The 13,187-nt window shown below is 64.0% G+C and carries 14 protein-coding genes and 1 pseudogene; 6 read left to right on the forward strand and 9 right to left on the reverse strand.

Translation table 11 applies throughout. The annotated features are described in order from the left end of the window. The first annotated feature begins 116 nt into the window (after positions 1-116). Entirely contained in the window at positions 117-869 is a 753-nt protein-coding gene (locus tag ACNQPB_RS09740) for an alpha-L-arabinofuranosidase C-terminal domain-containing protein (protein WP_498751177.1), read from the forward strand. A gap of 1,313 nt (positions 870-2,182) precedes the next feature. Here ACNQPB_RS09740 and mctP read toward each other — a convergent pair. From mctP to ACNQPB_RS09775, 7 genes and pseudogenes are all read right to left on the reverse strand, one after another. Next, positions 2,183-3,853: a monocarboxylate uptake permease MctP gene (gene mctP / locus ACNQPB_RS09745; protein WP_498751178.1), complete on the reverse strand. Its 1,671-nt coding sequence runs from the start codon at positions 3,851-3,853 to the stop codon at positions 2,183-2,185. Continuing rightward, positions 3,850-4,197 carry a DUF3311 domain-containing protein gene (locus ACNQPB_RS09750; protein WP_498751180.1) on the reverse strand — a complete coding sequence of 116 codons (348 nt, stop codon included), beginning with the start codon at positions 4,195-4,197 and terminating at the stop codon, positions 3,850-3,852. The genes mctP and ACNQPB_RS09750 overlap by 4 nt, the downstream gene beginning before the upstream one ends. Before the next feature lie 272 nt (positions 4,198-4,469). Further along, positions 4,470-4,748: pseudogene (locus ACNQPB_RS09755) on the reverse strand (putative PEP-binding protein); the annotation flags it as partial. Between the two features lie 28 nt (positions 4,749-4,776). Beyond that, on the reverse strand, positions 4,777-5,634 hold the full coding sequence (locus tag ACNQPB_RS09760) for an aldo/keto reductase (protein WP_498751182.1): 858 nt from the start codon (positions 5,632-5,634) through the stop codon (positions 4,777-4,779). Next, complete coding sequence (locus ACNQPB_RS09765; protein WP_498751184.1) at positions 5,631-6,065, reverse strand: cupin domain-containing protein; 435 nt, start codon at positions 6,063-6,065, stop codon at positions 5,631-5,633. Before ACNQPB_RS09765 ends, ACNQPB_RS09760 begins: the two co-directional genes overlap by 4 nt. Before the next feature lie 21 nt (positions 6,066-6,086). Continuing rightward, positions 6,087-7,073 carry an aldo/keto reductase gene (locus ACNQPB_RS09770; protein ID WP_498751185.1) on the reverse strand — a complete coding sequence of 329 codons (987 nt, stop codon included), beginning with the start codon at positions 7,071-7,073 and terminating at the stop codon, positions 6,087-6,089. 2 nt (positions 7,074-7,075) lie between these two features. Continuing rightward, complete coding sequence (locus ACNQPB_RS09775) at positions 7,076-7,975, reverse strand: helix-turn-helix transcriptional regulator (protein WP_498751187.1); 900 nt, start codon at positions 7,973-7,975, stop codon at positions 7,076-7,078. Positions 7,976-8,105: 130 nt separating this feature from the next. Here ACNQPB_RS09775 and ACNQPB_RS09780 point away from each other — a divergent pair, with 130 nt between their 5' ends. From ACNQPB_RS09780 to ACNQPB_RS09795, 4 genes are all read left to right on the forward strand, one after another. Beyond that, positions 8,106-8,444 carry a carboxymuconolactone decarboxylase family protein gene (locus ACNQPB_RS09780; RefSeq protein ID WP_498751189.1) on the forward strand — a complete coding sequence of 113 codons (339 nt, stop codon included), beginning with the start codon at positions 8,106-8,108 and terminating at the stop codon, positions 8,442-8,444. Positions 8,445-8,597: 153 nt separating this feature from the next. Next, entirely contained in the window at positions 8,598-9,440 is an 843-nt protein-coding gene (locus ACNQPB_RS09785) for an MBL fold metallo-hydrolase (protein WP_498751191.1), read from the forward strand. Positions 9,441-9,630: 190 nt separating this feature from the next. Further along, a complete protein-coding gene (locus ACNQPB_RS09790) occupies positions 9,631-9,822 on the forward strand; it encodes a three-helix bundle dimerization domain-containing protein (protein WP_498751192.1) in 192 nt (63 codons plus the stop codon). Between the two features lie 240 nt (positions 9,823-10,062). Further along, positions 10,063-11,019, forward strand: coding sequence for an NAD(P)-dependent alcohol dehydrogenase (locus ACNQPB_RS09795; protein ID WP_498751194.1), 957 nt, complete (start codon positions 10,063-10,065; stop codon positions 11,017-11,019). Positions 11,020-11,184: 165 nt separating this feature from the next. Here the strand turns inward: ACNQPB_RS09795 and ACNQPB_RS09800 are convergent, their stop codons facing one another. Beyond that, positions 11,185-11,898: a TetR/AcrR family transcriptional regulator gene (locus ACNQPB_RS09800; protein ID WP_498751195.1), complete on the reverse strand. Its 714-nt coding sequence runs from the start codon at positions 11,896-11,898 to the stop codon at positions 11,185-11,187. Between the two features lie 134 nt (positions 11,899-12,032). Between ACNQPB_RS09800 and ACNQPB_RS09805 the strand changes: the two genes are divergently transcribed. Then, positions 12,033-12,722, forward strand: a complete 690-nt coding sequence (locus ACNQPB_RS09805) for a DUF2306 domain-containing protein (RefSeq protein ID WP_498751196.1) — start codon at positions 12,033-12,035, stop codon at positions 12,720-12,722. Positions 12,723-12,772: 50 nt separating this feature from the next. Here ACNQPB_RS09805 and ACNQPB_RS09810 read toward each other — a convergent pair whose 3' ends face one another. Further along, the gene (locus ACNQPB_RS09810) at positions 12,773-13,090 is read right to left on the reverse strand and encodes a DUF6457 domain-containing protein (protein WP_498751198.1); all 318 of its coding nucleotides are present in this window, start codon (positions 13,088-13,090) and stop codon (positions 12,773-12,775) included. Positions 13,091-13,187: the final 97 nt, after the last annotated feature.

Below are 13,187 nucleotides of genomic sequence, written 5' to 3' on the forward strand. Positions count from 1 at the left end.
GGCGCAGCCGATCCCCTTCCACGATTCAGAACCAAATCACCTGTTGTCCAACGAAAGCAGAAGCATACGAACAGTCCGGCCACGACCTAGGCAGTTTCCTCGCCTCGGCAACGGACATGGACCGGTTCATCGAATCGGTCGTTTCAACTGCCGACGCTGTCAAGGCAGAGCTCGGCAGCCGCAAGACCATAAACATCTCCTTCGACGAATGGAACGTCTGGTATGAGACCAGATTCCGGGAGGTCGAGAAGATCACAGGCATCGACAACTGGCCACAAGCACCGTCCCTGCTTGAGGACATCTACAACGTGGCGGATGCTGTCGTGGTTGGGAATCTGCTGATCTCCCTGCTGAAGCATGCCGACCGGGTGACCTCGGCATCGCTTGCGCAGCTGGTAAACGTGATCGCGCCGATCATGACCGAACCAGGCGGGCAGGCGTGGCGGCAAACCACGTTCTTCCCCATCGCCACCACCGCACGTCTGGCCCGAGGCTCCAGCCTCCGCCCCAACCTGACCGTCGAGACGTATGACACCAAGGCGCATGGTCCGGTCGGACTCGTCGACGCCGCAGCCACCTACGACGAACGGACCGGTAACGTCGCATTATTTCTCGTGAACCGGGACATCGACCAGCCTGTAACCGTCGAGGTGGAACTGCCGCGCTTCAGCACCCTCCGGGTCGCGGAAGCCGTCACACTCCATGACGAAGATCCTTATGCAAGCAATACTGCCGCCGAACCGTGCCGGGTGACTCCGGCCGCAAACGCGACAGCCCGGCTGGCACAGGGGCGACTCAGCGTCACGCTGCCGCCCGTCTCCTGGACGGCCATCTCGCTGGTGCCCGACACCGCAGGGACCATGGCATGAACCGGGTCGCAGCCGTCGCCCGGCTAACGTGCCGCGCTCCACTGCTCCCGGCGTGTGGCCCCCAGCTCGCCGTTTCTGGACTTATGCGCTGGTAAGAGGGCGTGAGAGGCACGGCTAAACCATGGAATTCGGAGGTCGGGACCAGGGGGGTTCGCATCCAAACCCTATGCTCGCTTCCCAATGATCGTAGGAGGAGGTAACGCGACGACATTGCCGCTGACCTGCATTGAGTTCACACGTATGTAGCCCGTGACCTGACACCGAGGCCGAACAAACACCGGCCGCGGCAGCCATTGTCCTTTCGATACTGCACCGGTGGGAAGACGAAGCTTTCGACCTATTCCAACCGCCCGCTCCGCTCAGCGCGGCAGGGGGTTCGGGCCAGTCGCCGTGACCAACCGCTGCGGGTCCCAGCCGTCGACATGGTGGATGCCGTCGAACGTCCTCTCGGCCGCCATCTTACGACGTGGTAAACGGCAAACGTCCCAGGCCAACCACGCCGGGCGACGGAGCGACCTGACCTGAATCGGGTCTTCGGCTGCGCGCGCTACGCACCCGGCCCACCACCGGCCCTCAGTGGCATCAGCCGCGAAAAGGAGGCGCACCGGGCATTCTGAGCGGCACCTATCTGATAACGGGCACAGGTGCCGTGTCGAAGAAAAGGTACTCCCCTTCCGGGGCGCGGATAGTTCCGGCGGCCTCCGCTTTGTCCCGGATAAAGTCACGGTCCTCCCGGCAAAGTACAACCTGCCCGTGCTGGTCAAGCTCAATGTCCCCGTGCGGGGCTTTGCAGAATTTCTCCGACATCGCCTGGGGAAGAACCAGGCACTCCGGATGTTCCAGAAGCCACGTCCTGGTCTCGGAATCGAGCCGGTCCCACCCGTCCTTGATGCTCACGCCCATTGATACCCCCCCTGACTGGCCTCCTGAATGTTAGTCCGTCCAGCCTACGCCCAGGCTCGATCAGATTGATAGGAAACCTTTCATGCAGGGAGACGTTCCGGCCACCCGTAGCGGGGCCCGGTTGTGGGGGTTTTCCTTGTCCTGAGTATCGCCGCGACGGCGGTCGGCTCGCCTGAGCCCCGGCTTTCCGCACATAAAAAGGGGCCGACGACGTCTGGAGGAGGGCAAATCTCCAAGACTGCCTCATCGTCGACCCCTTGGCAGAAGACGCCGGCAGGTCGCCCTCGGCATTTCTACTTCAATCAGTAGACACGCCTGGGATTTCCCTTGGCACGAGTAGTTTGTACTCGATTTCCAGCGTGCTCCTCAGGCGACACTAGCCGTCTGCCAGCAGCAGGACGCCGTCTGCCTCACCCCACCGGGGGCGCGCCTCCTGGCTCCGCGAAGCGATGCGTCCGCTCGATCTCGGCAACCTTCGGATCGGTTTCATCGGCGCCATAATCTGATGGCCGGGTCTTGTCCTGCCCCGCCGGCACCTTCAGCGCGCGCAGCACCAACGTCAGGACAGCGGCGACGATGAGGTTGAGTGCGAAGGCCGTAATGGCGATATACACGCTGAAGCCGGTTCCCGGGATGGGTGCGAGGGATCCACCGAAGTGCGCGTGGGTCACCGGGTTGACGACGTTGTAGGCCGAGACGGTACCGAAGACTATGCCTACCGCCCATCCGGCAAGCAGCGCCCAGCGGTCAAACCATCGTGTGTATAGCCCGGCGACGACGGCCGGGAACGTCTGGAGGATCCAGATGCCGCCCAGCAGCTGCAGGTTGATCGCGGTGGTCTGGTCCATGGCGATGACGAAGATGAGCGCGCCCACCTTGACCACCAGCGAGACGATCTTGGAGACGCTCGCCTCTGTCTTGGCGTCGACGTCGGGCCGGATGAAGTCTCGGTAGACGTTGCGCGTGAACAGGTTCGCCGCGGCAATGGACATGATGGCCGCCGGCACCAGGGCCCCGATGGCAATGGCCGCGAGGGCAATCCCGGCGAACCACGCAGGGAAGTGGTCCAAGAACAACTGCGGGACCACGAGTTGGGGATTGACCGATCCGTCGAGGTCCGTCGGCTTGGTGCCGGCTTTGATGGCCACGTAACCCAGCAGTGCGAGGAACCCGAGCATGAGCGAATAAAGCGGCAGGATGGCTGCATTGCGTCGGATCGTGTTGCGGCCCTTCGACGCGAGGACGCCAGTCACCGAGTGCGGGTACATGAAGAGCGCCAAGGCTGAGCCGAGCGCCAGGGTCCAATAAGCGGAGTAGTTGGCGCCGCCCGGGATGAACACCCCGGCCGGCTTGCCCGTTGCCTGGTTCACTGTGCCCAGCTTGGTTTCCGCCGCACCGAAGATCGTGTCCCAGCCGCCGAACTTGATCGGAAGGTAGATTACCGCCACGATGACGGAGAGGTAGATGAGCAGGTCCTTGACGACGGCGATCATGGCCGGCGCCCGCAAACCTGAGGTGTAGGTGTAGGCAGCCAGCACGACGAATGCGAGGATGAGCGGCAGGTCCGTCAGCAGCACGTTCTCCGAGCTGCCGAGGCCGAGCACTGTGAGGACGGCCTTGATGCCCACAAGTTGAAGGGCGATGTACGGCATCGTCGCCACAATGCCGGTAAGGGCGACGGCGAGCGACAGCCACCGGCTCCCGTACCGACCGCCAACGAAGTCCGCGGACGTCACGTAGCCGTGCCTGTGGGACACGGACCACAGCCGGCTCATGATGATGAAGATGATCGGGTAGAGGACGATCGTGTACGGCACAGCGAAGAAGCCGCTCACCGCGCCCGTGGCCCACATCGCTGCAGGCACGGCCACGAAGGTGTAGGCCGTGTAGAGGTCGCCGCCCAGCAGGAACCAAGTGATCCACGTCCCGAAGCTGCGACCGCCCAGCCCCCATTCATCGAGGCTGTGGAGCCCGTCGTCCGACTTGCGCCACCGAGCGGCCAAGAAGCCCATGGCGGCGACAATGACGAACAGCAGGATGACGATGATGAGGGCGATCCAATTGATCTCGCGTCCGTTCATGGCCGATCCCCTCCGTTTCTGTTCCCTGCGCGGGCCGCTGTCCGCCGTCGTCGATCCTCTGTGCTGACCAGCCAGTAGGCGATCCCGCTAAGGCCTGCCGAGATGGGCACCCAGAGCAACTGGTACCAGTAGAAGAAGGGCATACCGCCTACGCGGGGCGCATCGACCGAGTACAGCTGCGGCATGAGTGGGAGCACGATCGCGATGGCCAGCAGTATGCCTGCCACCACATAGGGTAACGGCCTCGCCGGTCCTCGGGTTGGCGTCTCGCGAGTTGGCTGTCCGCCGGGCGGAACAGCGGGGAAGGGGCCCTGATCCGGACCCGCACCATTTTGATTGGACACCCGCGACCTCCTTGTCAGCCATACGTGGAGGGCGAATATGTCCTCCCCACCTCTTTTGTACCGCTGTCTGTCCCGCTCGGGAAGGCTTCATCGGCCTATCCGAAGCAACTCGTCGAGGCGGCCTCGGTGTGCGTCCGACCCGCCGCTGGTGCAGCCGGAATCAGGCGGGCGGCAACCCTCCGTCGAGATCGGTTTCAACCAGAGCTACCAGTTTGTCGAAGGCCTCCACGCTTCCCGGACTCTCGGCGCGAAGCACCACGATGTCGCCGTAGCCGGGCTGTCATGGACAGCGTGTTCACGCCCAGACCGGCCAGGACGACGGCGAGTGCCGGGTCCGCGGCGGACTCGCCACAGACGCCCACGGCCTTGTCTCCGGCGGTCTTCGCGCCTTCCACGGTCGGCTGCACCAGGCGCAGCACGGAGAGCTGCCAGGGGTCATTGAGACCGGCCAGCGAGCCGAGCATACGGTCTGCGGCCATCGCGTACTGCGTGAGGTCATTGGTGCCGTGCGACGCGAACGCAACCTCAGCATCGATGGCGCGGGCGCGGATCCGCGGTCATGTTACTTCGTTTCCTGTGTCACTTGCCGCTGTAGACCGGGAAAGCGGCGTGCTCGCCGTAGTTCACGTATTGCAGCTCGCGCAGGGCGGCCATGTCGTCATCGGCGATCACGAAATCGACTTCGGCGTTAGAGCGCATGTGCTCGGGGTTCGCGGTCTTCGGCAGCGACACCGTGCCCAGTTGCACTGTGTACCGGATGCACAGCTGCGGCACCGTCACCCCGTACTTCCCGGCCATCGCCCGGACCTCAGCGTTCTTCAGGATCTCCCCGTGGGTGATGGGCGAGTAAGCCTGGACGAGGATGCCCTTGCTCTCACAGTAGGCCAGCAACTCCACCGGGGTGTTGCCCGCGTGGACCAGGAGCTGGTTCACCTGCGGGACCACCGTCGCGGTGGACAGGATGTTCTCCAGGTCGGATGCCAGGAAGTCGGACACCCCGATGGAACGGACCTTCCCGGCCTGGTAGACGTCTTCCAGAGCGCTCCACGCTTGGCGGTTGCCCTCGGTGTAGTCACCGCCGCGGAAGTCGTTCCAGGGCTGCGGGCTGTGGATGAGCATCAGGTCGAGATAGTCCAGCCCAAGGGTTTCGAGCGAGCGGTCGATCGCGGCAAGCGCGCCGTCGTAATCCTTGATCTCGGCGGCGAGCTTCGTGGAGACGAACAGCTCGTCCCGAGTCACGCCGGAGGTCCGGACGCCGTCGCCGACCCCGCGCTCGTTGCCATAGGCCTGAGCGGTGTCGATGTTCCGGTAGCCGATCTCCACCGCGGTTCGGACTGCGGAAGCTGCCTTGTCATCGTCGACGAACCAGGTGCCGAGCCCCAGCTTCGGTATCTCGACGCCGTTGGCCAGGGTGTAGCTCTCGTTCAGGATGCTCATGCATTCTCTCCGTTTTTCGGCAGCGCGCCATAGACCTCGTCGGTGACGGGCTCCAGCCATTCGTTGCTGACTCCTTCGCCCGGGGTGATGAAGGCGAGGTGGGAGAACCACGAGTCCGCCTTCGCACCGTGCCAATGCTTCGTCCCGGCCGGCACACGGATTACTGTTCCCGGCTCGAGGCTGACGGGGTCCTGGCCCTCGGCCTGGAACCAGCCGCTGCCCGCCGTGCACAGCAAGATCTGGTCCCCTCCGCCGGCAGTTCCGTGGTGAATGTGCCAGTTGTTGCGGCATCCTGGCTCGAAGGAGACGTTGCTGACCGGCACGCTCCCGCCGGCGAGCGGAGCCAGGTAACTCTGGCCGATGAAGTACTGGGCGTAGGCGTCGTTCTTTGCCCCGAGGGGGAAGATCTGCTTGAAGTTGTTGTCAGTCATTCTGATTTTCCTTTTTTGTGATCAGTGGTTGACGTACGCCATGTGCTCGGCGTTGTAGCGCTCGCCGCGGACGCCGATGCGCTGGGCGAGGCTGTCGAGGTCCGCGCGCTCGTCCGCGGAGAGTGCGAGCTGGGTGGCTGCTGCGTTTTCGCGGATACGCTCGGTGCGTCGGGTACCGGGGATCGGCACGATCCACGGCTGCTGTGCCAGCAACCAGGCCAGGGCGATCTGGCTCGGCATCGCACACTTCGCGTCGGCGAGGCCCTTCACAGTGTCTACGAGCGCCTGATTCGCGGCGAGGTTCTCCGTCTCGAACCTTGGGACACGGTTGCGGATGTCGCCCTCGGTGAACGCGGTGGATGCGTCGACTGTGCCAGTGAGGAAGCCCTTGCCGAGCGGGCTAAACGGCACGAATCCGATTCCGAGATCCGCCAGGGTCGGCAGCACCTCTGCTTCAGGATCACGTGTCCAGAGCGAATACTCGCTCTGGACCGCGGCGACCGGGTGCACGGCGTGAGCGCGGCGGATCGTGGCGGCCGATGCCTCGGAGAGGCCGAAATGCTTCACCTTGCCCTCGGCGATGAGCTCGCCGACGGTGCCGGCAACATCCTCGATCGGCACATCGGGGTCGACGCGATGCTGATAGAACAAGTCGATCGCCTCGGTGCGGAGCCGTTTCAGCGACGCCTCGGCGACGCGGCGAATCTGCTCGGGTCGGCTGTTCAGCCCCGCCATCCGCCCGTCTTTGATGTTCCAGCCGAACTTAGTGGCGATCACCACCCGGTCGCGGATCGGCTCGAGCGCCTCACCGACGAGCTCCTCGTTGACGTAAGGCCCGTAGACCTCTGCCGTGTCGAAAAACGTCACGCCCTCGTCGACGGCCGAGCGCAGCACGTCGATCATCTCATCGCGATCGCCGGGGTTGGGTCCGTAACTCTGGGACATGCCCATCGCGCCGAGCCCGATCGCGGAGACCTCGAGGCCCTGGCCAAGTGTTCTGGTGTGCATGATCAGCCTTTCTTCGTGGCAATGTTGTCGAGCGCCGGATGCCGCGGCGAGGACGCGCTCACGGTGGCGGCGAGGCTCGCCAGCAACTGGAGCCGTTGTTCGCTCGGAGAACCGGGCTCGGCTGTGTAGATCAGGAACGAAAGTCCCGGCTCGGCAGTGAGCTCCAGTCCCTCGTAACTGAGGGTGATGTCTCCCACCTCGTGGTGGTGGAAGTTCTTCGTGCCTGAGCCGTGGCGGCGGACATTATGGGTTCCCCATCGTGTGCGGAACGCATCGCTGAGGGTGGAAAGCTCTCCGACGAGGTCGTGGAGCTGCTTGTCCCGAGGGTCATGGCCTGCTTCTGTGCGAAGGATCGCCACGGTGACGTCAGCAGCCGCTTCCCAGTCTGGATAGAACGCCTTGGCCCGCTCGTCGAGGAAGCAGTACCGGGCAAGGTTCCCCTGGCCGGGACCGTCGAAGACCTCGTCGTAGAAGACTCGGCCCAGGGCGTTGGTGCCCAGGATGTCCATCCGCCCGTTGCGCACGAACGCCGGGCCATTCACGATCACGTCCAGCGCACGGGTCAAGCTCTCCCGTGGCACCCAGGTCTTCGCCTTGCGCCGGCGAACGGGCTGTGCACCACCGTTTGCGGCCCGCGCCAGGTCAAAAAGGTGCTCGCGCTCGGCGTCGTCGAGCTGCAGGGCCCGAGAGACGGACTCCAGTACGGAGTCAGAAACTCCGACGAGGTTGCCTCTCTCGATCTTGGCGTAGTACTCCGGACTCACGCCCGCGAGCGTCGCCACCTCGCCCCGCCTCAAGCCCGCCACGCGACGGTGCCCCGAGACCGGCAGCCCGGCCTGCTCGGGGCTGATGTTCGCACGACGGGACATGAGAAACTGGCGTGCTTCATCCCTGGTGTTCATACCAACAACGCTAAATCGACCACGGGCCATCAGGGAGTCCCCACTGGTACACCCTTCTCTGGAGACTCCCTCCGTGGCCGTTTTCGCGATGGACTGGACTCATCCAATCACCGACGAAGGAGTAAAGCCCATGAGCATCAAAGAGCAGAACACTGGCTGGAGCGGTGGCAAGAACGCTTTCGGAGACTTTGCTCCCGGGATGGTCCACTACACCGACAAAGTCCTTTTCGACGAAGTCTGGGAGCGTGATGATCTGTCCAAGCGAGACCGCAGCCTCGTCACCGTCGCCGCGTTAACCGCGCTGGGCAAGACCGAGCAGCTGAAATTCCACCTGGGCTTCGCACTGAAGAACGGAGTCACCGCAGAAGAACTGAAGGAGGCCCTGCTGCAGTTGGCGTTCTACACGGGCTGGCCGAACGGCATGGGTGCGATGAGCGTATTGAAGGGCATCATCGAGGAAGAGAGTTGAGCGTTTACAGCCGCTTGGCACCACCAAGCTGGCTCGTCTGGTAGCGATCTGCGGGCATGCCTGCAGACCCGCGGCTGATAACAATCCGGCGGGTGCCCGTCCCGACTCGATCGGTCGAGCGCCCGTTGCACCGCCGAATTGACCCAAGGAGACATGATGACCGATCCGCGCTCACCTGTCCGGCGTAGCCCCCGCGGGCAGGCCATGGCCCCGCCGTCGGTGCCGATTCGGGCCCAGGCCTTCGATGATCCGCACGGCACCGTCCTTTACTGGCTCGGTATGGCGGGATTTCTGATCAACGCACGAGGAACGCTGCTGGCTGTCGACCCGCTGCTTCAGGACTTCGACATGCCCGTGCTCATCGACTTCCCGCTCCACGCGGTAGACGTCCCCCGACTCGATGGGATCCTTGTCACTCACGCGGACAATGACCATTTCAGCGTGCCAACCTGTACGGCCCTGAATGAAGTCACCCAGCGGTTCCACTCGACCCGCTACGTCGCCGATCTGATGCAGGAACCGGGCATGCCCGCCGACGGCCACGACATCGGTGATGCCTTCACCGTCGGTGAGGTCCGGGTAACCGTCACGCCGGCCGACCATGCCTGGCAGAATGCTGCGCCCAAGCCGGGGCAGCGCACCTTCCACGATGAGGACTCGTGCGGCTTCTGGATCGAGACCCTTGACGGCGTGATCTGGGCACCAGGGGATTCACGGCTGATCCGCCAACACCACCTGACCATGCCGACTCCGGACGCGCTATTGTTCGACTTCTCGGACAGCGAGTGGCATTTCACCCTTGACGGGGCGGTCGAGATGGCAAATGCCTACCCCGACGCGGACTTGCTCCTGCACCACTGGGGCAGTGTGGATTCCCCCGAGTTCGCCCCGTTCAATGCCGACCCGGGCACCCTCCGGGACGTTGTAGTCAACCCCAACCGCATCCGTGTACTCGCACCGGGCGAGCCTTTCCGGCTGGGCGGCGCGTCAGCTTAGTCGCGAAGCAATCAGCGGTTGACGTAGTCGGAGATTCGACTCGAGCCCCGAAGCCTGGCATGAGCATCGCGATTTATCAGTATCCCGGCAAGCTGGGTTCCCCGGGCTTCAGGCTCGGACAGGCATTCATGGACCCGCGCCAGGCGAAACATATCTTGACCCTGAACTTGACGGGCTGAAAAATGTCTCCATGGCGGCTCAGACAGAAGCACAAGCGTTGTTGGCAGTGATCGATCGCCTGGCTTCGCGCTTTCCGGAACAACCCCGTGCAGACATCGAATCGGTTGTCGCCGAAGAGCACGGCAAACTCAGTGAAGGTCCGATCCGCGACTTCGTTCCGCTCCTCGTGGAACACGCTGCGAAGAACCGGCTCGCAGAGTAGCTGGACCGGGGCCAGACCACAGCATGGCTGATCGTGCACCTTGCCGCCGGCACGCAACCTGCCGAGGTTGGCGAGAAAAGCATTCACGGCCGGGTGGGCCTGGGGTCGTAACCTCTCCCCCGGGGCCGAAAACCCGGTCTCAACTACGGACTAAACCCGGGGGGGCCGGAATCCCTTGCGATTGAGAACGGGCACGCTGCGCCGAGACGACATGATCGAGCCAGACCTGGTGGAGGAGACGTGAAGGCAGTCGTGTACGAGCGATATGGTCGCCCGGACGTATTGCGGGTCGAGGACGTCCCGACGCCCACGCCCGCCGCCGGGCAAGTACTGGTGGAGGTCGCGGCGACGTCGATCAACCTCAGCGACTGGGAGTGCCTTCGTGGCTCGCCCTTCTACGCGCGCCTGGGCGGGTTGCGCACGCCGGCGCGCCCAACGCTTGGCTCGGACATCGCCGGCCGGGTCGAGGCCGTGGGCACTGGCGTGACTCGATTCCAGCCAGGCGACGAGGTCTACGGCGACAACCTCCGGCTCAAGGGCGGCTTCGCCCAGTACGCGGTCGCACCCGAGTCTGCCCTCAGCCTCAAGCCCGCCGAGCTGTCGCTCGCCGAGGCATCGACGATTCCGCAGGCCGGCGCGATCGCCCTGCAAGGCACGGCGGGCGCCGCGAACGGTCATCGGGTTCTGATCAACGGTGGGGGCGGAGGCTCGGGTTCATTCGCCATCCAGCTGGCCAAAGCACAGGGTGCGCACGTCACCGGCGTCGACAACGGCGGCAAACTCGAGTTCATGCGATCGCTCGGCGCCGACGAGGTGATCGACTATCGCCGGGACGACTTCACCCGTGATCACGAGCCGTACGACCTCATCTTGGACCTGGTCGCTCATCGGTCCGTGTTCGCGCTTCATCGAGCACTCGCTCCGAGTGGCCGGTATCGGTGCGTGGGCGGGTCCGTGCGGGCGCTGCTTCGGGTACTCACGATCGGCGCTGCCGCCGGACCGGTCACCGGCCGCCGGCTCGGGGTGCTGGCCGTCAAGGAGGGTCCACCGCACTTCGAGCCGCTGACCGAAATGTGCGTCGCCGGGAATGTCAGCATCCACATCGACCGCACCTTCGGTCTTGACGAGGTGCCCCGAGCCCTCGCGTACGTCGGCGAAGGACACGCCCTCGGAAAGGTCGTCATCACCCAGCCCTGACCGACACCGGACCGGCAGCCTCGCCGCCTCGACCACGCCCCGGGAAAACGAAGAAGAGGTCCGGGCCAACGAACCCCACAGGCCCGGTCTGCTTCCTCGAACAACGACGCCGCCGGCCTATGGCCACCACCAGACGCCCTCCAGCCCCACCCGTTTCGTGCCGGCCTACTGGTCCGACGTCCACCCCCGCTGGTGAAGCCGCTCAAAACCGTCAAGGAGCAGATCGAGCGCGAACTCAAACTCGAACTGATCGTCGCAGCCGCTGCCGACAACGGACTCGTCGTCGTGCGCTGCCGCCAAGGCGATTTGCAAAAGGTTGGGATAGCTTTGGGCCATTTGCAGGGCCATGGCGGCCCGCGCCTCGACGGTCATGCCCTGTGGCTCGGTGCCGTTCGGCCCCGCAGAGTCGTTGAAGACCTCCTGCGTAAACCCCCACATGCGGCTGCCCAGTGCGTGCATGATGTGGTGCGTGAGGTCTGCGGAGAATCCGCCCGCCAAGAACATTCCGACGAATGCTTCCATGTACTCCAGCACGGCTGGCGTGGTGTTGGTACGGGTCTCAACTACCGGGCGGGCCCACGGATGCCGGAGAAATACCCGCCTCGCCGCAAGGACCCGCAGCCGGACCGCGATCTTCCAGGGGGCATCGCGGACCGCCGGATCGATCTCGCCGACGATTGTGTCCACCATGCCGTCAAGGAGTTCTTCCTTGTTGGCTACATGCTTGTAGAGCGCCATCGGGACCACGCCAAGCTCCTGCGCCAGCCGTCGCATGCTCAGAGATTCAATGCCCGCCTCATCCGCAAGCGCGACAGCGGCCACCAGCACCCGCTCCCGGCTCAGGGGGCGACGGCGGGTTGCCTCCATTTGCTGGGTCATCTGAAATGGCCTCCCGCGTTGATATCGCCTCCGTTTTGCGCCCCCATTTGTCCTCCATTGACAAGTGTACAACGTACACCTACTCTGTGACTCGTGAGGTGTACGCCGTACACCACTGAGCCGAAGGCGGAGCCATGACGACAGAAACAGCCAGCTCCGTCCCCGCACTCCGCGGCCGCCGTCGGGCACAGTGGTTCGTCCCCGCCGCGTTGTTCTTTCTCAGCCTCATCCCGGTGATAGCCGGGGCGGCACGTCTCACTGAACTAACCAGTGGTGCAGCCGTAACTTTGCAGAACGAGCGCTTCTTCGCATCACCGATCCCGGTGGTGACCCACATTGTCAGTGTCACCGTTTACTGCCTGCTCGGGGCCTTTCAGTTCGTTCCCTCGCTTCGATCCGGCACGCGCGGATGGCACCGGACCGCCGGACGCATCCTGGTACCGGCCGGCCTGCTCGCGGCCTTGTCCGGCTTATGGATGTCGGTGTTCTACGCCCTTCCGCCCAGCGACGGCGAAGCACTCCTCGTTCTTCGGCTCATCTTTGGTTCGGCCATGGTCGCAAGCATCGTCCTCGGATTCCTTGCGATCCGCCGTCGGGACTTCGCTCAGCACAGCGCATGGATGACCCGCGGCTATGCGATCGGCCTTGGCGCGGGAACCCAAGCCCTGGTGTTCATCCCCTGGATGCTTGTCATCGGGCCCACAGACACGACAACCCGGGCAATACTCATGGGGCTTTCCTGGGTGATCAACCTCGCCGTGGCCGAGTACGTTATTCACCGGCGCTCGTCCAGGACGTCCCGGCACTCGTGGAATCAGAACTGAAGGCTTACGTCCGCCGCCGCGCCAAAGACTGCGGAGAAGGGTCCTCGACCTTAGGACTGACTTGTCGGTTCCCAGCCCTTTCCTTCCGCCCGGTCAGAACAGAGCTTGAAGGCGACGCCTGCCGCCCTGTTAGTCGCCTCGGCAGGTGAAACGTCGGAACCCAGGCTTCCTTTCCCGGCTTCAAGCCCGGCGGCGTAACCGACCATGAAAGCCGTCACCGGCGCCGCCGCATGGATCACGGAGTCTGCAGATTTCCTGGCCAGGTCAAGGACCAACTCCTGGTCAACGTCAAGATCCAGGATCTGCAGCGCCCTCGCCAGTTCCTGACTCCATTGGGACAGAACCTGTGCTTCGTCGTCGTTGGGCATGATTTCTCCTTGCTGAAGGTCTCTGAGGGGTCGGGGGTAGTGCCACGAGAATACAAGGCATTCACCCCACGAGTCAGTGGGTTGCCACCGAAGGTTT

It is taken from the genome of Curtobacterium sp. LFS079 (assembly GCF_047977865.1).
In the GTDB taxonomy this organism is placed as follows: domain Bacteria; phylum Actinomycetota; class Actinomycetes; order Actinomycetales; family Micrococcaceae; genus Arthrobacter.